The following is a 20,526-nucleotide window of genomic DNA, read 5'->3' on the forward strand; positions in this document are numbered from 1 at the left end:
GACTGGCCGACCGGGCCCGACTGCCGCCGAGCCGCGCTCAGCCGCCCGAGGAGACGCCGCCACCGCCCGACGAGGCGCCTTCGTGCGGGGTGAGGACGCCCGTGGCGACGAGTATGAGCAGCACGACTCCCAGCAGGACGCGGTAGATCACGAACGGCATGAAGCTGCGCGTGGAGATGTACTGCATGAACCAGGCGATCACCGCGTACGCCACCACGAAGGCGAGAACCGTCGCGAAGATCGTCGGGCCCCACGAGACGTGCCCCTTGCCGATCTCCGTCAGCTCCAGGAAGCCGGAGGCCATGACCGCCGGGATGGCGAGGAGGAAGGAGTAGCGGGCGGCGGCCTCGCGCGTGTAGCCCATGAAGAGTCCGCCGCTGATGGTCGCGCCCGACCGTGAGACGCCGGGGACCAGCGCCAGCGCCTGGGCACAGCCGTAGAGCAGGCCGTCCTTGACGGACAGTTCCTCGATCGTCTTGCGCGAACGCCCGTGCCGGCCCTTGTCCTTGTTCGCGTCGCGGGCGGCGATCCGGTCGGCGATGCCGAGGATGACGCCCAGCACGATCAGCGTGGTCGCGATCAGCCGGAGATCGCGGAAGGGGCCCTCGATCTGGTCCTTGAACAGCAGCCCCAGAACGCCGATCGGGATGGAGCCGATGATCACCAGCCAGCCCAGCTGCGCGTCGTGGTCGTGCCGCATCGAGCGGTCGACCAGGGAGCGGCACCACGCGGAGATGATCCGCCAGATGTCCTTGCGGAAGAAGATGATGACCGCTGCCTCGGTGCCGATCTGCGTGACGGCGGTGAACGCGGCACCCGGGTCGTGCCACCCCGCGAACGCCGCGGTGAGCCGCAGATGGGCGCTCGAGGAGATGGGGAGAAACTCGGTCAGTCCCTGGACGAGCCCGAGAATGAACGATTCGAACCAAGACATTTACGCTGACCCGTCCTCGCCGCGGCAATGATCACGCGCAGCAGACTACAGCCACCCGGATGGCGTGTTGACGCGGCCTCAAGAACGGGAGACGTCCCCGCCGTACCGGCTCCCGTCGACGGCGGTACGGTGCGGCGCGGCCACCCTCAGCAGCGCGCGCTTGCGCCACGCGAGGACCGCGCCTCCGAGACCGGAGAGCGCGATGAAGCCGAACGCGGCGATGAAGACGGGCGAGGTGGGTGCGGCGGCGTGGCTGCCGGCGATCACGTAGGCGGCCGTGTTGGGCACCACGCCCACGGCCGTCGCGGTCAGGAAGGCCGTCCATCCCATGCGGGAGACGGCGGCACCGTAGTTGGAGGCCGCGAAGGGGACACCGGGAAGCAGCCGGACGATCAGCATCGAGCGGAAGCCGTGGCGGCTCAACTGGTGGTCGGCGGCGGTCAGCCAGCGGGCCCGCAGCAGCGGGCGGAGCGCGTCCTGGCCGAGGATCCTGCCGAGCCCGAAGGCGAGCGCGGAGCCGATGACCGTACCGGCGACGGCCGCGACCGTGCCGGCCTGTGCCCCGAAGAGGGCTCCGGCGGCGACGTTGAGGACGGGACGCGGAACGAAGGCAGCGGTGCACAGCCCGTACGCCACCGTGAACAGGACGCCGGCGAGGCCGCCCGAGAGATGCGCCGGCAGTCCGTGGGTGACGAACCGCTGCGGCTCGTACACCAGCATCGATATCCCCGCGGCGCACAGCAGTACCAGCAACACCACGAGCCGGCACCTCGGGGAGAGCAGCGTCTGCGCCAACCGGTTGGGGAGACCGCCTGACTGCTGCGAGGGGACGGACACGCGGCGAGCGTAACCGACAGATGCGGCCGCCCGCCGGGCGAGAACCGCATCGCTCCGGTGCGAAGCGGTCACAAGCTGCGACGGCCGGGACGGGCCTGCGACGCACCGCACCCCCTCTCAGCGGCGGCTTCGCCGTACGGCCGGACGGCCCGGCAGCGAGGGTCCGGGCGTGAGAAAAATCAGTCGACGTACGGCCGTTGGGGCGCCACCATCATGGTCATGTTCCGGCAGACCCCTTACACGGCACGGCCCGCGGCAGCGGGCACGCCGAGGGCTGCCGCTTTCTCGATCACCTGCCGCGTCACGGCCGCCTCGGCCGCAGGCGCTGCCGCCGCCATGGCCGCCGACGGCGCCCGAGGCTGACCCTTCCCGGATCGCACCGAGGACCCCTCAGGGGGAGGGTCGGCCGGCTTCAGGGGTCCCGATCCCACCTCGCGCCGAGCGGCGCATCTGACGAGGAAGAACGAAGAACATGGCCAAGCAGGCGTACGTGCGCACCAAGCCGCATCTGAACATCGGCACGATGGGCCACGTCGACCATGGCAAGACGACCCTCACGGCGGCCATCACCAAGGTCCTCAGCGACCGCGGCAGCGGCGCGTTCGTACCGTTCGACCGCATCGACAAGGCGCCAGAGGAGGCGGCCCGCGGCATCACGATCACGATCGCCCACGTCGAGTACGAGACCGGGACCAGGCACTACGCGCACATCGACATGCCGGGTCACGCGGACTTCATCAAGAACATGGTCACCGGCGCCGCCCAGCTCGACGGCGCGATCCTCGTGGTCTCCGCCGTCGACGGCGTGATGCCGCAGACCGCCGAGCATGTGCTTCTCGCGCGGCAGGTCGGCGTCGAGCACATCGTCGTCGCGCTCAACAAGGCGGACGCCGGAGAGGAAGAGCTGACGGAGCTCGTCGAACTGGAGGTGCGCGAGCTGCTGACCGCACACGGGTACGCCGGGGACACCCTTCCCGTCGTACGGGTCTCCGGGCTGCGTGCGCTGGAGGGCGACCCGCGCTGGACGGGAGCGATCGAGGCGCTGCTGGACGCCGTGGACACCTACGTCCCCGTCCCGGAGCGCTATCTCGACGCGCCCTTCCTGCTCCCGGTGGAGAGCGTGCTGACCATCACCGGTCGCGGCACCGTCGTCACCGGAGCCGTCGAGCGCGGCACGGTGCGCGTCGGCGACAAGGTCGAGGTCCTCGGGGCCGGCACCGAGACCGTCGTGACGGGCGTCGAGACCTTCGGCAAGCCGATGGAGGAGGCCCAGGCCGGGGACAACGTCGCGCTGCTGCTGCGCGGCGTGCCACGGGACGCGGTCCGGCGCGGTCACATCGTGGCCGTGCCCGGCAGCCTCACGCCGCGCAGGCGCTTCACCGCGCGGGTCCGGCTGCTCTCCACACGGGACGGCGGCAGGCGCACCCCGGTGCACAGCGGCTACCGTCCGCAGTTCTATCTGCGCACGGCGGACGTCGTCGGCGAGGTCACGCTCGGCGACGACGGCGTCGCACTGCCCGGCGACACCGTGACGCTCACCGTCGAGCTGGGCTACGAGGTGCCGCTCGAAGAAGGTCTCGGCTTCGCCGTGCGCGAGGGCGGCCGCACCGTCGGTGCCGGCACCGTCACCGGCGTCGGCGAGGAATGAGCGGCGGCGATCCGGGCCGTCGCCCGGCGTGACCCCGGCCCGGACGTGTGCAGGCATGGCTTCGCACGTCCGGGCCGGCGGCACAATGGCACGGTGGACGAGGAGCCGATACCCGTCACGCGTGCCGTCCAGGGCGGCACCGCGAAGCTGCTGCCCGACGTCGACCACGAGGGCGGCTGGCTGCTCACGGTCGACGGCACGCCCCAGTCGTACGTCGATCTGCGGGACGCCACGTATCTGGAGTTCGAGTACGCGCGCCGGGTCGCCCACGTGCTGGATCTGGCGGCGCCGCCCGAACAGGCCCTGGATGTCGTGCACTTGGGCGGCGGCGCCCTCACCCTGCCCCGGTACGTGGCGGCGACCCGGCCGGGTTCACGGCAGCGGGTCGCCGACACCGATGCGGAGCTGCTCGCCTTCGTCGAGGAGCACCTGCCGCTGCCGCCGGCGTCGGGCATCGAGCTGGCGGCCCAGGACGCGCGCGACTTCCTCGACGCGTCGCCGGCCGCGTCGGCGGACGTCGTGATCGCCGACGTCTACGGCGGAGTGCATGTGCCGGCGCATCTGACGACGGTCTCCTACGCCGGGGCCGTCCGCCGCGTGCTGCGGGAGGGCGGCGTCTGCGTGGTCAACGTGGCCGACGCCGTGCCGTTCCGCTTCGCCGGCTCCCAAGTCGCCACGTTCCGGACGGCGTTCGCGCATGCGTGCCTCGTCGCCGAGCCGTCCGTGCTGCGCGGCCGGCGCTTCGGCAACATCGTGCTGGTGGCGTCGCACGAGCCGTTCCCCGTCGACGCGCTGGCCCGTCGTGCCGCGTCGGACGTCTTCCCGGCACGGGTCGAGCACGGGGCGGCTCTTGAGCGGCTGACGGGCGGGGCCGCACCCGTCGGGGACGGCGATGCGGCACCCTCCCCGGAGCCGCCGGACGGCGCCTTCACCATCGGCTGAGGACGACGGTGCTCAGGCAGAGCCGCCCTGGCCGCACATAGGTACTGAGTGGTAACTTCGCTTCATGTCCACAGACTCCCTTCCGTCCATCGGCCAGATGATGGCGGACACGGTGCCCATGGCCCGCACCCTCGGACTCGAGTTCATCGAGACGGGCGCCGAGCGGGCCGTCGTCGCGCTGCCCGACCAGAGCGCCTACCACAACCACGTCGGCGGGCCCCACGCCGGCGCCATGTTCACGCTCGCCGAGTCGGCCAGCGGGGCCATCGTCCTCGCCGCGTTCGGCGACCAGTTGCAGCGCGCGGTTCCGCTGGCCGTACGCGCCGAGATCGGATACAAGAAGCTGGCCATGGGGCGCGTGACGGCGACCGCCGTGCTGGGCCGGCCGGTCGCGGACGTACTGGCGGAGCTGGACGCGGGGGAGCGGCCCGAATTCCCCGTGGAGGTGGAGATCGCCCGCGAGGACGGCGCCGTCACGGGCGAGATGACCATCGTCTGGACGCTGCGCCCGCACGGCTGAGCCCGCGCGGCCCCGCTGCTTCTAAGTGGCTCCGACGAGCCGGAACCGCCGCCGGGCGCAGCCCCTGACCTGCTGCGGCCGTCCGCGGCGCCGACCTTCGTTCCATCGCATCGAGTAGGCTTCCCGCACACGTGCCCGCGGACTTCCGGGCGCGTGCGCGGGACGCGGCCGACCGACGCCTCCCCGCGCCCAACACCGGCGGGAGGAAGCCCAGTTGCACGTCCAGGAGTGGCTCGAGAGCGTGCCGGCCGTGAGCGTCTACCTCCTGGTCGGAGTGGTCATCGGGCTGGAGAGCCTGGGCATTCCGCTCCCGGGCGAGATCGTCCTCGTCAGCTCCGCGCTCCTCGCCTCCCAGCACGGCGAGATCGACCCCCTCATCCTGGGCTCCTGCGCCAGCGCGGGCGCGATCATCGGGGACTCCATCGGCTACGCGATCGGGCGCAAGGGCGGCAAGCCGCTGCTGACCTGGCTCGGCGGGAAGTTCCCACGGCACTTCGGGCCGCACCACGTCGCGACGGCTGAACGGGCCTTCGAGCGATGGGGGATGTGGGCGGTCTTCTTCGGGCGCTTCGTGGCGCTGCTGCGGATCTTCGCCGGGCCGCTCGCGGGCGTGCTGCGGATGCCGTACTGGAAGTTCGTCACGGCGAACGTGCTGGGCGGCATCGTCTGGGCCGGCGGTACGACCGCCGTCATCTACTACGTCGGCATCGTCGCCGAGGCCTGGCTCAAGCGCTTCTCCTGGATGGGCCTCCTGGTCGCCCTGCTCTTCGGGCTCGGCTCCATGATCGTGCTGCGGCGGCGCGCACGTAAGGCCGACGCCGAACATGCGGCCGCGGCGGCCGCAGCGGGCGAACCCGGAGCCGGGGCCGGACAGGAGGACCGCGCCGGCTCGGGCGCGGCCCGTACCGGAGACTGACGGTATCCGGCGGCGCCCGCAGGGCCTCGGGCCCTTCCGCTCAGCCGCCGGCCGGCGAGCTCTCGTCGCGGTGCTCGCGCGCCAGGTGCTGATACAGCTCGGCGTTGGCCTTGATGCCTTCCCGCTCTTCCGCCGTCAGTTCCCGCTTGACCTTCGCCGGTACGCCCGCGACGAGTGACCCCGGCGGTACGTGCATGCCCTGCGGTACGAGTGCGTGCGCCGCGATCAGCGAACCCGAGCCGATGCGGGCGCCGTTGAGGACGGTCGCGCTCATGCCCACCAGGACGTCGTCCTCCACGGTGCAGCCGTGCAGCACCGCGTTGTGCCCCACGGAGACGCGGGCGCCGATGTGCGTGGGGAAGCCCGGGTCGGCGTGGACAGTGCTGTTGTCCTGGATGTTGGAGCCGTCGCCGACCGTGATCACGTCGCAGTCCCCGCGCAGCACGGCCCCGTACCAGACGCTGGAGGCGGCACCCAAGGTCACGGACCCCACGACCACCGACGTCGGTGCGGCATACGCGTCCTCGTCGAGCTTGGGCTCCTTGCCGCTCACTGCCGCGATCACCGGTCGCTGCTCGGTCATCGTCTCGTCTCCGCTCGATCCCCGGCCGGATCGTCACCGGCCCCCTCCCTGAACCGTATGCGATGGGTGGGCGGAAGATCACACGGGCTGCGCGGTCCCGCCCGGGGCGGGCCGCACTACCGTGACGGCGTGCCATCGATCCGGAAACCCTTCGCCGCGCTCGCGTCCCGCGCGGTGCACGGCATATGGCGGCGGGCGCAGTACGCCGGTGCCATCTCGGCCGAGCGCCCCGGACCGTATGCCTTCCGGCGCATCGGGACCGGCACCCGGCTCGCCTTCCCGCAGGGCACGGTCTTCGGCACGCCCTGGATCGAGCTCGGGGACCACTGCGTCGTCGGACAGGAGGTCACGCTCGCAGCCGGGATGCTGCCGGGCCTGGACCTCGGCCCGGAGGCGCTCCTCACGCTCGGCAACGGGGTCGTGCTCGGCCGGGGCAGCCACGTCATCGCGGACGTGCAGGGCGCCGTCACCTTCGGCGACGACGTGTACTGCGGCCCGTACGTCTACATCACCTCGACCAACCACTCCTACGACGATCCGCACGAGCCCGTCGGCAAGCAGTGGCCGCGCAGCGCCGCCGTCGAGATCGGCAGCGGCAGCTGGCTGGGCGCGGGAGCGGTGATCCTGCCGGGGGCGCGGCTGGGCCGTAACGTGGTCGTCGCCGCCGGTTCGGTCGTACGGGGTGAGGTGCCCGGCCACGCCGTGGTGGCGGGCGCTCCCGCGCGGATCGTCCGCCGCTGGGAGGGCGAGCGGGGCTGGCAGCCGCCCCTGCGGACGCCCGCGCCGGCGCCGGTGCCCGACGGCGTGACGCCGCAGCAGCTCCTGGCCGCCTCCGAACTCGCCGCGGGGGAAGGGGAGTAGAGCCCGCGGGACGTACGCCGGCCGCGAGTGCCCGCGCCGTGCTCGGGCGTCAGGACGAGGCCAGCAGCACCGTGCCGATCAGCGCGAGACCCGCCCCGACGGTCTGCACGGCGCGCAGCCTCTCCCGCAGTACGCCCCGCGCCGCGACCGCGGTGACGACGGGATAGAGCGAGGCGAGCACGGCGGCCGTGGTCACCGGCCCGTACGAAGCGGCGAGCATGTACGTGCCGTTGGCGGCGACGTCGGCGAGGCCGACGAAGGCCAGGGCGGGCAGCGCGGCGGCCACGGCCCGGCCGCCTCCGTCCGCGGGCAGCGCCGGGGTCCCCCGCCGGACCTGCGCCCAGAGAGCGGCGCCTCCCACGGCGACGTTGCATACACGCTGCACGAACAGCGCGAGGAAGAGGCCCGCCATGGTGCCCGTTCCCGCGTGCTCGATCAGTGCCATCACCGCGCCGAAGCCCAGCGCCGAGACGAGCGTCAGCGCGATCGTCTTGCGCTGCACCGGCGCACCCCGCAGCTCGGGGCCGCCCGCGAGAACCACACCGGCCACGGCGACGGTGATCCCCGCGGCCTGGACCCAGCCGGGACGTTCCCCCATGGCCAGCCCGGCCGCGACGGGAACGACGACGGCGAGCGAGGCGAGCGGCGAGACGACGCCCATCGGGCCCTGGGCCAGCGCCTTGTAGAACGAGAGCATGGCCACCGGCCCCACGACTCCGGCCGCGACCGCGAACCACAGCTGCCCGCCCCACTCGCTCCAGCCGCCCGTGGCGACGACGATGGCCAGCAGCACGACGGCCGCGAGCGCCTGGGAGACCACGACGACGGTCAGCGCGGACATGCGCCGCGTCAGCAGCCCGCCCCCGAAGTCGGCGAGCCCCCACATCAGGCTGGTGACCAGGGCCAGTGCGGCGGTCATGAAGCACCTCGCAGTACTGTGACGTGAACGAGCGCGAACAAGCGCGAAGACGGAAGCACAGCTCACCGTAGTTTACGAAACTGAACTCTGTCATCCAGAATATTGGACGGTGTACGGAGCCCGTGACGGACCTCGACCACCTCACGCAGTCCCTGGCCCGCAATCTGAAGCGCAGGCGCCAGGAACGCGGCTACACCCTCGACGCCCTCGCGGCCCGGGCGGGCGTGAGCCGGGGGATGCTCATCCAGATCGAGCAGGGCCGCACGAACCCCAGCGTGGGCACGATCGTCAAGGTCGGCGACGCACTCGGCGTGAGCATCACGACCCTGCTCGACTTCGACCAGGAGCCGCAGGTGCGGCTCGTACCGGCGGAGCAGGCGGTGCGGCTGTGGTCGACCGAGGCGGGCAGCCACAGCACGCTGCTGGCGGGTGCGGAGTCTCCGGGCCCGCTGGAGCTGTGGTCGTGGCGGCTGATGCCCGGCGAGGGCAGCCGTTCCGATCCCCACCCGGCGGGCACCACCGAGCTCGTGCACGTACGCGAGGGAAGCCTCACGCTGAGCGTCGAGGGTCAGGACTACGAGGTGCCCGCGGGGACCTCCGCCTCCTTCGAGGCGCACGTGCCGCACGGCTACAGCAACCAGGGCGCCGAACCGGTCGAGATGACCATGGCCATCTCCGTGCCCGCCCCCCGCTGACCGGCGCTCCCGCGCTTAGCCGCCCGGTGTTAACGTGCCGCGCATGCGCGCACCCATCGGAGACTTCGACTCGGCCGCTCCCGCCGGGCGGACCGAGCACTTCACCGGGCCGGCGGCCGACGCGATCCGCGCCTGGAAGGGCGCAGTTCCGGCCGACCAGCTGCTCTACGTCGACACCGACCCCGCCAAGGCCGACACGGCCGCCTTCGTCGAGCACTACGGCGAGGACCTCCTCGGAGCGTCGGCCAACTGCGTCGTCGTCGCCGCGAAGCGCGGCGGTGAACGCACTCTCGCCGCCTGCGTGGTGCTCTCCACCACGCGCGTCGACGTCAACGGTGCCGTCCGCCGCCAACTCCAGGCGCGCAAGGCGTCGTTCGCGCCCATGGACACCGCCGTCGAGGAGACGGGCATGGAGTACGGGGGCATCACGCCGATCGGACTCCCCGAGGGCTGGCCCCTGCTCGTCGACGCGGCGGTCGCCGATCTGACGTGGACTCTGATCGGCAGCGGGCGCCGCCGCGAAAAGCTCATCGTGCCGGGCAAGGCGCTGGCCGGGCTGCCGGGAGCCGTCGTCATGGAGGACCTGGGCATCTGAGCGGCCAGGGTTCCGGGTCCTCGAAGGTCCGGTCCCGGGGCCCGGGCGCCGTCAGCCGCGCCGCGTCAGGTCGAGCGAGAGCGGGATGGAGTGCTCGGCGAACCCCATTGCCCGGTAGAGGTGTTCGGCGTCCCCGCTCGCATGCAGATCGACCCGCGTCACGTGCCGCTCGGCGAACCAGTCCAGAAGCGCCTCGGTCGTCGCCCGCGCGTAGCCGCGCCCCCGGTACCGCTCGTCCGTGCAGACGCTGAAGACGAACCCGAAGCGTCCGGCCGGATGCTCCGGCGCGGGAAGGCGCTCCTCGACCGTGCCCACCGCGCACGCGGCCAGATGCGGCGGGCCCGGCTCGTCGCCGTCGACCACGAAGGCGCCCAGCGTGGTCTCGCCGGCGGAGTCCGGCCGCAGCCGCCGGCGGGCCATGCGCTCGGCGTCACGCTCCCAGGGGCCGGGCTCGTCCCGCCCGTGCATGCCCAGGAACATCAGCCGGCGCAGCCGCACCAGCTCCGGGGCGTCGTCCGGGCCTGCCATCCGTGTGCTGATCACGGCCACGCACCCTAGCGACGGCGGCCCGTGCCGCTCATCCGAGTTTCGGGATCTCGATCGCCGGACAGCGGTCCATGACCATCTCCAGCCCCGAGGCGCGGGTGCGCTCGTAGGCGGCCTCGTCGATCACGCCCAGCTGGAACCAGACGGCCTTCGCTCCCGCCTCCACGGCCTCGTCGGCGACCTTCCCCGCCAGTTCCGAGTTGACGAAGACGTCCACGACGTCGACGGGGAACGGGATGTCGGACAGCGTCGCGTAGCCCTGCTCGCCGTGGACCGTCTCGGCCCTGGGATGCACCGGCACCACGCGCTTGCCGAAGCGCTGGAGCACGCCTGCGACGCCGTACGCCGCGCGCGCCCTGTTCGTGGACAGGCCGACGACCGCCCAGGTGTCGCCCGACTCCGTCAGAATCCTGCGTACCGTCTCCGCGTCTGCGTACATGCCCTCTTCAACGGGCGTCAGCGGCCCGCTCATTCCCGGCCGCTGCCGCCGCGGGGCCGCACGTAGGGTTCCGGTATGCAGGAGCAGTACGTCACCGTCGCCGCCGAAGGCACGCACGAGACGGAGGTCAGCCGCTCGCGCTTCGTGTGCGCCCTGGCTCCCGCGGCGACCGAGGAGGAGGCGAAGGCCTTCATCGCGCGGGTGCGCGCGAAGCACCCGGGGGCGACGCACAACTGCTGGGCGTACGTCATCGGCGCCGACGGCGGCGTGCAGAAGTCCGACGACGACGGAGAGCCGGGCGGCACCGCGGGCCTGCCCATGCTCCAGATGCTCACGCGCCGCGGGATCCGCTGCGCGGTCGCCGTCGTCACGCGCTACTTCGGGGGTACGAAGCTGGGCGCCGGCGGACTGATCCGCGCGTACGGCGGCGCCGTCGGCGAGGCCCTGGACGCCGTCGGCACATGCGTCCGGCAGCGCCACCTGCTGGTGACCGTCACCACCGACCACCAGCGCGCGGGGCGGCTGGAGAACGACCTTCGCGCGGCCGGGCGTTCGGTCCGCGAGGTGGACTACGGGGCGGAGGTCACGATCGGGCTGGGCCTGCCCGAGTCGGAACTGGAGGAGTTCCGCGGCTGGCTGGCGGACAGCACCGCGGGTACGGCACGCCTCGCCGTCGGCGGCGAGACCTACGGCAGCCCCTGACCTCTTCCGCCCTCACCAGCCTCCGGTCCGCGCCCGCCCAACCGGCCTCCCCACCCCGGCGTCCGATCTTTTGCGGCTCCCTCGATACGGACATAGCGTGACGAATACCGCCAAGGTGCCCCGTTCCGTCAGCCGTGGAGCCGAGAGGTCCGCCGATGCCCCCCAGACCGACCGGACCGTCTGCCGGCGGCGGCACCGGTGGTCCCGGCCCTGGCCCCGGTTCAGGCCCCGACTCCGGTTCAGACCCCGGTCCCGCCGCCCCGGGCGAGGAGGACCGCACGCCCCACCGCTGGTGGGCGCTCACGGTGATCGCCCTGGCCCAGCTGATGGTCGTCCTGGACGCGACGATCGTGAACATCGCGCTGCCCTCCGCGCAGCGGGACCTGCGCTTCTCCAACGACGGCCGCCAGTGGGTCATCACGGCCTACACGCTGGCCTTCGGCAGCCTGCTCCTGCTCGGCGGCCGGCTGGCGGACCTGATCGGGCGCCGCCGTACGTTCGTGGTCGGCCTCATCGGATTCGGCGCCGCCTCGGCCCTGGGCGGCGCCGCGGGGAGCTTCATGGCGCTGGTGGGCGCCCGTGCCCTCCAGGGCATGTTCGGGGCCCTGCTCGCGCCGTCCGCGCTGTCCCTGCTGACCACCACGTTCACGCAACCACGTGAGCGCTCACGGGCGTTCGGCGTCTTCGGCGCCATCGCGGGCTCCGGCGGCGCCATCGGGCTCCTGCTGGGGGGCGTGCTCACCGAGAATCTGACGTGGCGCTGGACGCTGTACGTCAACGTCGTCATCGCCGTCGTCGGAGTGGTGTGCGGCATGGCGATCCTGCCACCGCACCGGCCCACGCGCCGTCCCACGCTGGATCTGACGGGCACGGCGCTCGTGGGCGGCGGCCTGTTCTGCCTCGTCTACGGCTTCTCCAGCGCCGACACCGAGAGCTGGGGCGACTGGCGGTGCTGGGGGTCCCTCACCGTCAGCGCCGTGCTCCTCGCCTCCTTCGTCGTCCACGAGTCGCGCGCGGACAATCCGCTGCTGCCGCCGCGCATCGTGCGGGACCGCAACCGCGCCGCGTCCTTCATCAGCATCTTCATCGCGGGCGCGGGCATCTTCGGCGTCTTCCTCTTCCTGACGTTCTACCTCCAGCGGACGCTGGACTACTCGCCGTTGCGTACCGGTCTGGCCTTCCTGCCGATGGTCGGCGCGCTGATGGCGACGGCGCAGCTCTCGACGAACGTGCTGATCCCGCGCATCGGGCCCAAGACCGTGGTCCCCACCGGAATGGGCATGGCGTCGGCCGGGCTGATCTGGCTCACCGCCCTCGGCCTGCACAGCAGTTACGCGGCACACGTGCTGCCGCCGCTGCTCGTGCTGGGAGTGGGGCTCGGGCTGGTCATGCCGTCGGCGATCAGCCTGGCCACGCTCGGCATCGTCAAGCGGGACCAGGGGGTCGCCTCCGCCACCGTCAACACGATGCAGCAGGTGGGCGGTTCGGTCGGCACGGCCCTGTTCAACACCATGGCGGCCGAGGCGGTCACCGACTACGTGCGCAGCCACCCGCGCACCCCGGACCTGATGGCGCGGGCGAACGTCCACAGCTTCGCGGTCGCCTACTGGACCGCGACCGGATTCTTCGCGACGGGCCTGGTCGTCTCGGCTCTTCTGTACCAGCGGGGGCGCCCGAAAGACCTGGTGGCCGGCCGTACGACGGGCGAGGGGGCCGAGGAGGAGGCGTGAGCGCGCACCGGCCGGACGGAGGCCGGAGTGCCGCGCGCCGCGAGCGTCCGGAAACGAACGGGTCGGCGCCGGGGCCGAGTTGACCCGGAGAGCGGTCCGGGCTGATGCTGGCGATGTAGTTGCCTAATACAACTGTCCAGCGGCCGGTGCCCGTGGGCGGCCGGCCCGGAGGGGGAGAGCATGTGCGGAATCGCCGGCTGGGTCTCGTACGAGCGCGACCTGTCGCGTGAACGCGAGACCGTCGAGGCGATGACGGAGACGATGTCCTGCCGCGGCCCCGACGACAGCGGCACCTGGATCGAGGGGCCGGCCGCGCTCGGCCACCGGAGGCTGGCGGTCATCGATCTGCCCGGAGGACGGCAGCCCATGAGCGCCGAGGCGTCGTCGGACAGCACGGCCGCCATGGTGTATTCGGGCGAGACATACAACTTCGAGGGCCTGCGCAGCGAACTGCGCTCCCGCGGCCACCACTTCGGCACCGGCTCCGACACCGAGGTCGTCCTGCGGGGCTATCTGGAGTGGGGCGAGGCGGTGGCCGAACGCCTCAACGGCATGTATGCGTTCGCCGTCTGGGACGAGCGCGAGCGGAAGCTGGTGCTGATCCGCGACCGCATGGGCATCAAGCCCCTGTACTACTACCCGACGGACGACGGCGTCCTCTTCGGCTCGGAGCCCAAGGCGATTCTCGCCAATCCGCTGGCCCGCCCCGCGGTCGGACCGGACGGACTGCGCGAGCTGTTCACCTTCGTCAAGACGCCGGGGCAGGCGATCTGGGAGGGCATGCGCGAGGTCGAGCCGGGCACCGTCGTGACCGTCGGGCAGGGCGGCATCCGCACGACGCGCTACTGGTCCCTGGAGACCAGGCCGCACCCCGACGGCAGGGACGAGACCGTCGCCCACGTACGCGACCTGCTCGAAGACATCGTCAGCCGCCAGCTCGTCGCCGACGTACCGCGCTGCACCCTGCTCTCCGGCGGCCTCGACTCCTCCGCGCTGACCGCGATGGCCGCGCAGCAGCTCGCCGCGCAGGGCGAGAGCGTCCGCAGCTTCGCCGTGGACTTCGTCGGGCACACGGAGAACTTCGTGGCCGACGCCCTGCGGGACACCCCCGACGGGCCGTTCGTGCACGACGTCGCGAAGAGCGCGGCGACACGGCACGAGGACATCGTCCTCGGCTCCGGCGAACTCGCCGATCTGCGGCTGCGGTCGGCGATGATACGGGCGCGCGACCTGCCGATGGGCTTCGGCGACATGGACACCTCCCTGTACCTGCTCTTCAAGGCGGTGCGCGAGCACTCGACGGTCGCGCTGTCCGGCGAGTCCGCCGACGAGGTCTTCGGCGGCTACAAGCAGTTCTTCGACCCGGCCGCGCAGCGGGCGGACACCTTCCCCTGGCTGGTGCGGCTGAAGGAGATGGCCGGGGAACAGGGCGGGTTCCTCACCGACGAGACCCGCAAGGCACTCGATCTCGACTCCTACACCCAGGACGCCTACGACGACGCCGTCTCCGGCGTGGAACGCCTCGCGGGCGAGAGCGACTTCGAGTTCCGCATGCGGAAGATCTGCTATGTGCACCTGACCCGGTTCGTCCGCGTGCTCCTGGACCGCAAGGACCGCGCCAGCATGGCCGTCGGGCTGGAAGTGCGCGTCCCCTTCTGCGACCACCGGCTCGTGGAGTACGTCTACAACGCGCCGTGGAGCCTGAAGTCCTTCGACGGCAGGGAGAAGAGCCTCCTGCGCGAGGCCACCGCCGACGTGCTGCCGCGCTCCGTCTACGACCGGGTCAAGAGCCCGTACCCCTCGACGCAGGACCCCGGCTACGTCACCGCTGTGCAGAAGTCCGCGGCCGAGGTGCTGGCCGCGCCCTCGCACCCGGTGTTCGACCTCGTCAGCAGGGACTGGCTGCGGCGTGCCGTGGAGACGGACGCCGCGGGGATCTCCCCCGCCCGCAGGCACGGTCTGGAGCACGCTCTCGACATCGCCCTCTGGATCGACATGTACGGGCCTGCCCTTACGCTCTCCTGAGTCAGCACGTACGAACGACGGACGGCGAAGCGGCTATGGCACAGCAAGCGGCATCCACCGAGGGCGAGTTCGGCGGCCGGGTCGCCGCCGTGACCGGGGGCGCCTCCGGCATCGGTCTGGCCGTGGCCCGGGAACTGGCGCGGCGGGGCGCGCGGGTGTGCGTCCTGGACATCGCGGGAGACGCGCTGCCGGAAGGGCTCCTCGGGCTGCCTTGCGACGTCACCGACAGGGCGTCGGTGAACGCCGCCCTGGAGGGTGTCGAGGAGCGCTTCGGGCGGCTGGACGTCCTGGTGAACAACGCCGGCATCGGCGCGCAGGGCACCGTCGAGGACAACGACGACGAGGAGTGGCGGCGCGTCCTGGACGTCAACGTCACCGGCATGGCCCGTACGAGTGCGGCAGCCCTGCCGCTGCTGCGGCGAGCCGCCGCGGGCGACGGCGACGGCGCGGGTCCGGGCACCGGCTCGGCCATCGTCAACACCTGCTCCGTCGCCGCGACCGCGGGCCTGCCCCAGCGCGCTCTCTACTCCGCGAGCAAGGGCGCCGTGCTCGCCCTCACGCGGGCGATGGCCGCCGACCACATCCGCGAGGGCATCCGCGTCAACTGCGTCAATCCGGGGACGGTCGACACCCCGTGGATCGGGCGGCTCCTGGAGTCCGCTCCCGATCCCGGCGCCGAGCGGGCCGCCCTGGAGGCGAGGCAGCCGACGGGACGGCTGGTCTCCGCCGGCGAGGTGGCCGCCGCGGTGTGCTACCTCGCCGGGCCGTCGGCCGGTGCGACCACGGGGACGGAACTCGCGGTCGACGGGGGGATGCAGGGGCTGCGGCTGCGGCCCGCGGCGGGGTGAGGGCTTCGGCGAGTCGAACTCGGCCCGGGGCGAAGGCGCTTGGGCCCGGGGCGGGTTGTTGCCGGGACGTTGCCGGCGTTGCCGGCGGTCCCGAGCGCTGAAATCCGGTCAGTTCTGCCGCGCCGCACGGCCGTTGGGACCGAGGCCGGGAGAGGTGCGGCGAACTCGCCGCCGTACGAGGTGATTCCTGCGTTGTCAGTGCCTGCTGATAAACCAGTCGGTGTTCAGTCGGCCTGACGATCAGGAGGAGCGCGCGTGCGGGCGGGAGCAGTGCTGTGAGATTGCTGCACACATCGGACTGGCATCTGGGGCGCAGCTTTCACCGCGTCAGTCTGCTCGACGCACAGCGGGAGTTCCTCGACCACCTGCTGGCCACCGTGGAGGAGGAGCAGGCCGACGCAGTCCTCGTCGCGGGAGACGTCTACGACAGGGCGGTCCCCCCGCTGGCGGCCGTCTCGCTCTTCGACGATGCCCTGCACCGGCTCGCGCAGCTGGGCGTGCCCACTGTCATGATCTCCGGGAACCACGACTCGGCCCGGCGCCTCGGCGTCGGCTCCGGGCTGATGGAGCACGCCGGTGTCCATCTGCGTACGGACCCGGAGGGCTGCGGCACCCCGGTGCTGCTCTCCGACGCGCACGGCGACGTCGCCTGCTACGGGCTGCCCTACCTGGAGCCGGCGCTCGTCTCCGCCGCCCTCGGCGCGGAGGGCGGCGGCCACACGGCGGTGCTCCGGGCCGCGATGGACAGGGTGCGCGCGGATCTCGAGACCCGGCGGCCCGGCACCCGCTCCGTCGTGCTCGCCCACGCCTTCGTCCACGGAGGCGAGTCCTCGGACAGCGAACGGGACATCACCGTCGGCGGAGTCGCCTCCGTTCCCGCGTCCGTCTTCGACGGCGTGCACTACGCCGCGCTCGGCCATCTGCACGGCTGCCAGACGATCAGCGAGCGTGTGCGCTACTCGGGCTCCCCGCTCGCCTACTCCTTCTCCGAGGCCGCGCACCGCAAGTCGATGTGGCTCGTCGACCTCGACGCGGCGGGCGGCGTCGAGGCACGGCGCATCGACTGCCCCGTCCCGCGGCCCCTGGCCCGGCTGCGCGGCGGCCTCGACGAGCTGCTGAACGATCCCGTCCACACCCCGTACGAGGAGGCATGGGTGGAGGCCACGCTCACCGACGCGGCACGGCCGCACGCCCCGATGGCCCAACTGTCCGAGCGCTTCCCGCACATCGTGAGCCTCGTCTTCGACCCGGAGCCGGGGGCGGAGACACGGGCGCCCGCCTCGTACGCACGGCGGCTGAAGGGGCGCAGCGACCAGGAGATCGCAGAGGACTTCGTGGGCCACGTCCGTACGGGCCGGGAAGCCGACAGCCGTGAGCGGCGCATGCTCGGCGAGGCCCTGGAGGCGGCCCGCGCCGAGGACGCGGCGGAGGCGGCACGCGACAGCCCGCCGCCTGGTGCCCGCGCCGACCACGGCACCGGCGCCCGGCACGACTCCGGGCCCCGCCCGGACGGGCTCCTCCCGGAGCAGGCGGAGGCCCGCGGATGAGGCTGCACCGGCTGACGGTCACCGCCTTCGGGCCCTTCGCCGGCACCCAGCACGTCGACTTCGACGAACTGTCCGCCGCCGGGCTCTTCTTGCTCCACGGCCCGACGGGCGCCGGCAAGACCTCCGTGCTCGACGCCGTGTGCTTCGCCCTCTACGGCACGGTCCCCGGAGCGCGCCAGCAGCCGGGCGGCACGCTGCGCAGCGATCACGCCGCACCGGGCACCCTCACCGAGGTCGTGCTGGACCTGACCGTCTCCGGCCGCCGCCTGGAGATCACGCGCCGTCCCGAGCAGAACCGCCCCAAGCGGCGCGGCAGCGGCAGCACGCGCGAGCGCCCCCAGTCCTGGCTGCGTGAGTACGACGCGGGGGCCGCCGAGTGGCGCGCCCTGAGCCGCTCCCACCAGGAGATCGGTGAGGAGGTGGCGCAGCTCACCGGGATGAGCCGCGACCAGTTCTGCCAGGTGGTGCTGCTTCCGCAGGGAGACTTCGCCCGCTTCCTGCGGGCGAGCGCCGAGGACCGCGCGAAGCTCCTCGGCAGGCTCTTCGACACGGGCCGGTTCGCCGCGGCGGAGGAGCAGCTGGCGCGGATGCGCCGCACCGCGCAGGACGAGGTGCGTGCCGGGGACGAGGCGCTGCTGGGCCTGCTCCACCGGATGCGGCAGGCGCTCGGCACCGGCGGCGGCCCCGACGCCCTCGCGGGCGCGGGCGTCCTGCTCGCCGGCGAGGCCGAGACACCCGGAACCCCCGGCGCCTCGGGGGAGACCGGTGTCCCGGGCGAGTCCGGCGCGTCCGGGCTGCCGGGCCAGCGCGACCCCGCCGCCCGCCGGGCGGAGCAGCGCCGTCGCGCCCCGCAGGGGCAGACCGCGAACGACGACGTGCTGACGCCCGGCGCCCCCGGCCTGACCGAGGCCGTACTGGAGTGGGCGGCCCTGGCCCGTACGACGGCACGGGAGCGCCTCGACATCGCCGCCGTCGCCTCGGCGACCGCCGAGGCCGCCCACGCCGCGGCCATGTCGCGCCTGGAGGAGACGCGTGAACTGGCCCGGAAGCAGCGGCAGTTCGCCGACGCCGAGCGGCGCGCCCGCGAGCTCGAAGCCCGCGCCGGCGAGCGCGAGGAGATGCGGCGGCGGCTCGACCGGGCCCGCGCCGCCGCAGGAGTCGCCCCGGCCGTCGCCCTGCACGAATCGGCCGCTGCGGCCGACGAGAAGGCCCGGTCCGCGCAGCGGCACCACCGCGCCCTGCTGCCCTTGGACCTGCGCGAGGAATCCGCGCAGGAGCTGACGCGCCTCGCGGGGGAGTACCGCCAGGAGCTCGGCTCCCTGGAGGCCGCCCGCCGCGCGGAACAGCGCCTCCGCGCCGTCGACTCCGAACTCGCCGCGCTGGAGCGCGAATCGCGTACGGACGACGAGGTGCTGCGCGAGGCCTCGGAGTGGCTCTCCGGCTGGGAGAGCGAACGCCACGCGCTCCAGCGGCGCGTCGACGCCGCCCACGAAGCCGCCACCCGTGCCGAACAGCTCGCCGGGCAGCTGGAGCCCGCGCGCCGGCGCCTGGCCGCGGCCCGGCGGCGCGACGAACTCACGCAGCACAGCCGGGACGCCGAGCAGGAACTGCTGAAAGCGCGCGAAGCCGCGTCCGACGCCCACGAGGAGTGGCTGCGGCTGAAGGACCGGCGGCTGCGCGGTATCGCCGCCGAACTCGCGGCGGGACTGCGCGAGGGCGAGCCCTGCGGCGTCTGCGGAGCCACCGCACACCCCGACCCCGCCCGGCCCGAGGCAGGAGCCGTCGGCCAGGCCGCCGAGGACGGAGCCCTCGCCGCGTACCGCAGCGCCGACGCGGCCCGCGAGGAGGCGGACGCCGCGGCACACCGTGTACGGGAGGAACTCGCAGCGGCCCGCGCCGAGTCGGCGGGTGAGGAGACGGACGCGCTGGCCGCGTCCGTCGCCGAGTGGGAGGACGCGCATGCCCGCGCCCACAACGAAGCGGCCGACGCCCACGCCGCCCGCGAGGCCCTGGCGCGCGCCGAGCGGGAGCACTCCGAGCGCCTCGCCCAGCAGCAGGCCGCCGAGCGGCGCTTCGCGGCACGCACCTCGCACCGGGAGGCGCTTCAGCGCGAACGGGCCACGCTCAGCGACGAGTTGGAGCAGGCGCGCGGTGACGCATCGAGCGTGGCCGAGCGGGCCGAGACCCTGCGGCAGCGCACCGGCCTGCTCACCGAGGCGGCGGAGGCGACCCGCAGGGCGCACGAGAGCGGGCGGCACGTCGAGGAGACCGCCGCCCAACTCGCCCGCGCCGCGGCCCAGGCAGGCTTCGAAGACCCCGCGGCAGTGGCCGCGGCAACGCTCAGCGATGCCGAACAGGGCGTCATGGAGGCCCGGTTGGAGGAGTGGCGGGCCATCGAGGTCACCGTCGGCGCGGAGCTGAAGGACCCCGAGCTGGCCGCCGCCGCGGCGCTGCCGCCCGCCGACGCCGATGCCGCGCAGCGCGCAACCGACGAGGCCACCCGCCGGCTGCGTACTGCCTCGGCCGCCGAGGACGCCGCCCGCACCTGCTGCGCGGAGCTCGACGGGCTCACCCGGCAGGCGCTCGCCGGTGCACGGGAGCTCGCGCCCGTCCGCGAAGCGCACGAGCGCGTCGCACGCCTCGCGGGCCTGGCGGCAGGCACCTCCACGGAGAACGAGCGCCGGATGCGCCTGGAGTCCTACGTACTGGCCGCGCGGCTCGAACAGGTCGCCGCGGCCGCGAGCGCGCGGCTGGCCCGGATGTCGGCCGGCCGCTACACCCTCGTCCACTCCGACGCCCGCGCGGGCGGGCGCGCACGCTCGGGGCTCGGCCTGCACGTCATCGACGCATGGACGGGCGCCGAGCGGGACACGGCCACGCTCTCCGGCGGCGAGACCTTCTCCGCCTCCCTCGCCCTCGCGCTCGGCCTCGCGGACGTCGTCACCGACGAGGCCGGCGGCACACGGCTGGAGACGCTCTTCATCGACGAGGGCTTCGGCAGCCTCGACGAGCAGACGCTCGACGAGATCCTCGACGTCCTGGACTCCCTCCGGGAGCGCGACCGGTGCGTCGGCATCGTCAGCCACGTCGCCGACCTGCGGCAGCGCATCCCCGTACAGCTGGAGGTCACCAAGTCCCGGCACGGCTCGGCGCTGCGCCACCGCTCGGCACCCGCCCGCAGTTGAGGGGAGCGGCACCCGCCGCCGATCGCCGGGCGGCGGAAATTCAGCTGACGGCCG

At 73.1% G+C, this 20,526-nt stretch carries 19 protein-coding genes; 13 read left to right on the top strand and 6 right to left on the bottom strand.

Annotated features, from left to right (window positions below; all coding sequences use genetic code 11):
* Nucleotides 1-37 precede the first annotated feature (37 nt).
* Both QQM67_RS11740 and QQM67_RS11745 read right to left on the bottom strand, forming a co-directional pair.
* Nucleotides 38-934: an undecaprenyl-diphosphate phosphatase gene (locus QQM67_RS11740; RefSeq protein ID WP_314173635.1), complete on the bottom strand. Its 897-nt coding sequence runs from the start codon at nt 932-934 to the stop codon at nt 38-40.
* 78 nt (nt 935-1,012) lie between these two features.
* Nucleotides 1,013-1,771: a TVP38/TMEM64 family protein gene (locus QQM67_RS11745; RefSeq protein WP_314173636.1), complete on the bottom strand. Its 759-nt coding sequence runs from the start codon at nt 1,769-1,771 to the stop codon at nt 1,013-1,015.
* A 472-nt stretch (nt 1,772-2,243) separates the two neighbouring features.
* Here QQM67_RS11745 and tuf point away from each other — a divergent pair, with 472 nt between their 5' ends.
* From tuf to QQM67_RS11765, 4 genes are all read left to right on the top strand, one after another.
* Nucleotides 2,244-3,419, top strand: coding sequence for an elongation factor Tu (gene tuf, locus QQM67_RS11750; RefSeq protein WP_314173637.1), 1,176 nt, complete (start codon nt 2,244-2,246; stop codon nt 3,417-3,419).
* Between the two features lie 93 nt (nt 3,420-3,512).
* A complete protein-coding gene (locus tag QQM67_RS11755) occupies nt 3,513-4,361 on the top strand; it encodes a spermidine synthase (protein WP_314173638.1) in 849 nt (282 codons plus the stop codon).
* A gap of 64 nt (nt 4,362-4,425) precedes the next feature.
* The gene (locus QQM67_RS11760) at nt 4,426-4,881 is read left to right on the top strand and encodes a DUF4442 domain-containing protein (RefSeq protein WP_314173639.1); all 456 of its coding nucleotides are present in this window, start codon (nt 4,426-4,428) and stop codon (nt 4,879-4,881) included.
* Nucleotides 4,882-5,095: 214 nt separating this feature from the next.
* The gene (locus QQM67_RS11765; RefSeq protein ID WP_314173640.1) at nt 5,096-5,797 is read left to right on the top strand and encodes a DedA family protein; all 702 of its coding nucleotides are present in this window, start codon (nt 5,096-5,098) and stop codon (nt 5,795-5,797) included.
* A gap of 40 nt (nt 5,798-5,837) precedes the next feature.
* Here QQM67_RS11765 and QQM67_RS11770 read toward each other — a convergent pair whose 3' ends face one another.
* Nucleotides 5,838-6,380 carry a gamma carbonic anhydrase family protein gene (locus QQM67_RS11770; RefSeq protein WP_314173641.1) on the bottom strand — a complete coding sequence of 181 codons (543 nt, stop codon included), beginning with the start codon at nt 6,378-6,380 and terminating at the stop codon, nt 5,838-5,840.
* A gap of 57 nt (nt 6,381-6,437) precedes the next feature.
* On the opposite strand from QQM67_RS11770, the gene QQM67_RS11775 reads away from it, so the two are divergent.
* Nucleotides 6,438-7,241, top strand: a complete 804-nt coding sequence (locus QQM67_RS11775; protein ID WP_314173642.1) for an acyltransferase — start codon at nt 6,438-6,440, stop codon at nt 7,239-7,241.
* 49 nt (nt 7,242-7,290) lie between these two features.
* Here QQM67_RS11775 and QQM67_RS11780 read toward each other — a convergent pair whose 3' ends face one another.
* On the bottom strand, nt 7,291-8,160 hold the full coding sequence (locus QQM67_RS11780; protein ID WP_314173643.1) for a DMT family transporter: 870 nt from the start codon (nt 8,158-8,160) through the stop codon (nt 7,291-7,293).
* A 122-nt stretch (nt 8,161-8,282) separates the two neighbouring features.
* On the opposite strand from QQM67_RS11780, the gene QQM67_RS11785 reads away from it, so the two are divergent.
* Both QQM67_RS11785 and QQM67_RS11790 read left to right on the top strand, forming a co-directional pair.
* The gene (locus tag QQM67_RS11785) at nt 8,283-8,855 is read left to right on the top strand and encodes a helix-turn-helix domain-containing protein (protein WP_314173644.1); all 573 of its coding nucleotides are present in this window, start codon (nt 8,283-8,285) and stop codon (nt 8,853-8,855) included.
* A gap of 43 nt (nt 8,856-8,898) precedes the next feature.
* Nucleotides 8,899-9,450: a YbaK/EbsC family protein gene (locus QQM67_RS11790; protein WP_314173645.1), complete on the top strand. Its 552-nt coding sequence runs from the start codon at nt 8,899-8,901 to the stop codon at nt 9,448-9,450.
* Between the two features lie 51 nt (nt 9,451-9,501).
* On the opposite strand, the gene QQM67_RS11795 is transcribed toward QQM67_RS11790, so the two are convergent.
* Together QQM67_RS11795 and QQM67_RS11800 are read right to left on the bottom strand one after the other, a co-directional pair.
* Entirely contained in the window at nt 9,502-9,993 is a 492-nt protein-coding gene (locus tag QQM67_RS11795; RefSeq protein ID WP_314173646.1) for a GNAT family N-acetyltransferase, read from the bottom strand.
* Between the two features lie 34 nt (nt 9,994-10,027).
* Complete coding sequence (locus tag QQM67_RS11800) at nt 10,028-10,435, bottom strand: CoA-binding protein (RefSeq protein WP_314173647.1); 408 nt, start codon at nt 10,433-10,435, stop codon at nt 10,028-10,030.
* Nucleotides 10,436-10,510: 75 nt separating this feature from the next.
* Between QQM67_RS11800 and QQM67_RS11805 the strand changes: the two genes are divergently transcribed.
* The 6 genes from QQM67_RS11805 (at nt 10,511) to QQM67_RS11830 (ending at nt 20,472) form a co-directional block, all read left to right on the top strand.
* Entirely contained in the window at nt 10,511-11,137 is a 627-nt protein-coding gene (locus QQM67_RS11805) for a YigZ family protein (protein ID WP_314173648.1), read from the top strand.
* A gap of 155 nt (nt 11,138-11,292) precedes the next feature.
* Nucleotides 11,293-12,867, top strand: a complete 1,575-nt coding sequence (locus QQM67_RS11810; protein WP_314173649.1) for a DHA2 family efflux MFS transporter permease subunit — start codon at nt 11,293-11,295, stop codon at nt 12,865-12,867.
* Between the two features lie 180 nt (nt 12,868-13,047).
* Nucleotides 13,048-14,892, top strand: coding sequence for an asparagine synthase (glutamine-hydrolyzing) (gene asnB, locus QQM67_RS11815; protein WP_314173650.1), 1,845 nt, complete (start codon nt 13,048-13,050; stop codon nt 14,890-14,892).
* Nucleotides 14,893-14,927: 35 nt separating this feature from the next.
* Nucleotides 14,928-15,740 (top strand): SDR family NAD(P)-dependent oxidoreductase, encoded by an 813-nt coding sequence (locus QQM67_RS11820; protein WP_314173651.1) that lies wholly within the window; start codon nt 14,928-14,930, stop codon nt 15,738-15,740.
* A 275-nt stretch (nt 15,741-16,015) separates the two neighbouring features.
* On the top strand, nt 16,016-17,287 hold the full coding sequence (locus QQM67_RS11825) for an exonuclease SbcCD subunit D (protein ID WP_314173652.1): 1,272 nt from the start codon (nt 16,016-16,018) through the stop codon (nt 17,285-17,287).
* Nucleotides 17,284-20,472, top strand: a complete 3,189-nt coding sequence (locus tag QQM67_RS11830) for an SMC family ATPase (protein WP_314173653.1) — start codon at nt 17,284-17,286, stop codon at nt 20,470-20,472. Before QQM67_RS11825 ends, QQM67_RS11830 begins: the two co-directional genes overlap by 4 nt.
* The last annotated feature ends 54 nt before the right edge of the window (nt 20,473-20,526 follow it).

This window comes from Streptomyces winkii (genome assembly GCF_032248595.1).
Taxonomy (GTDB): Bacteria; Actinomycetota; Actinomycetes; order Streptomycetales; family Streptomycetaceae; genus Streptomyces; species Streptomyces winkii.

Bases quoted from the DNA above. Each gene is read 5' to 3' on its own strand.
- QQM67_RS11740 (WP_314173635.1), bottom strand. From the start codon at position 934: ATGTCTTGGTTCGAATCGTTCATTCTCGGGCTCGTCCAGGGACTGACC.
- tuf (WP_314173637.1), top strand. From the start codon at position 2,244: ATGGCCAAGCAGGCGTACGTGCGCACCAAGCCGCATCTGAACATCGGC.
- QQM67_RS11760 (WP_314173639.1), top strand. From the start codon at position 4,426: ATGTCCACAGACTCCCTTCCGTCCATCGGCCAGATGATGGCGGACACG.
- QQM67_RS11770 (WP_314173641.1), bottom strand. From the start codon at position 6,380: ATGACCGAGCAGCGACCGGTGATCGCGGCAGTGAGCGGCAAGGAGCCC.
- QQM67_RS11775 (WP_314173642.1), top strand. From the start codon at position 6,438: ATGCGATGGGTGGGCGGAAGATCACACGGGCTGCGCGGTCCCGCCCGG.
- QQM67_RS11780 (WP_314173643.1), bottom strand. From the start codon at position 8,160: ATGACCGCCGCACTGGCCCTGGTCACCAGCCTGATGTGGGGGCTCGCC.
- QQM67_RS11790 (WP_314173645.1), top strand. From the start codon at position 8,899: ATGCGCGCACCCATCGGAGACTTCGACTCGGCCGCTCCCGCCGGGCGG.
- QQM67_RS11800 (WP_314173647.1), bottom strand. From the start codon at position 10,435: ATGTACGCAGACGCGGAGACGGTACGCAGGATTCTGACGGAGTCGGGC.
- QQM67_RS11805 (WP_314173648.1), top strand. From the start codon at position 10,511: ATGCAGGAGCAGTACGTCACCGTCGCCGCCGAAGGCACGCACGAGACG.
- QQM67_RS11810 (WP_314173649.1), top strand. From the start codon at position 11,293: ATGCCCCCCAGACCGACCGGACCGTCTGCCGGCGGCGGCACCGGTGGT.
- asnB (WP_314173650.1), top strand. From the start codon at position 13,048: ATGTGCGGAATCGCCGGCTGGGTCTCGTACGAGCGCGACCTGTCGCGT.
- QQM67_RS11820 (WP_314173651.1), top strand. From the start codon at position 14,928: ATGGCACAGCAAGCGGCATCCACCGAGGGCGAGTTCGGCGGCCGGGTC.
- QQM67_RS11830 (WP_314173653.1), top strand. From the start codon at position 17,284: ATGAGGCTGCACCGGCTGACGGTCACCGCCTTCGGGCCCTTCGCCGGC.